The sequence below is a fragment of the Arthrobacter arnarulunnguaqae genome (assembly GCF_051262515.1).
Classification (GTDB): Bacteria; Actinomycetota; Actinomycetes; order Actinomycetales; family Micrococcaceae; genus Arthrobacter_N.
Genome location: NZ_JBIMER010000047.1, coordinates 1 through 347, shown reverse-complemented (window position 1 = coordinate 347; position 347 = coordinate 1). Strand labels below are relative to the sequence as shown.

The following is a 347-nucleotide window of genomic DNA, read 5'->3' as shown; positions in this document are numbered from 1 at the left end:
GACGCCGTCATCTTCGCCACCGGGGCGATCAGGGACGCGGACCTGAACATCCCCGGCATCGAGCTGGAGGGGTCCCACGGCGCCGCGGACTTCGTGTCCTGGTACGACGGCCACCCCGACGTGCCGCGCGAATGGCCGCTGGAGGCCAGGGAGGTGGCGGTCATCGGCAACGGAAACGTCGCCCTCGACGTGGCCCGGGTGCTGTCCAAGCACGCCGAGGACCTGCTGGTCACCGAGATCCCCGACAACGTGTTCCGGGGCCTGGCCGCGTCGCCGGTCACCGACGTGCACGTCTTCGGCCGCCGCGGACCCGCGCAGGTGAAGTTCACCCCGCTGGAGCTGCGCGA

1 protein-coding gene is annotated in these 347 nt (G+C 71.5%); it reads left to right on the top strand.

Annotated features, from left to right (window positions below; all coding sequences use genetic code 11):
• On the top strand, nucleotides 1-347 hold a 347-nt coding region (locus ACHAAJ_RS15605), incomplete at both ends, for an FAD-dependent oxidoreductase (RefSeq protein ID WP_435729160.1).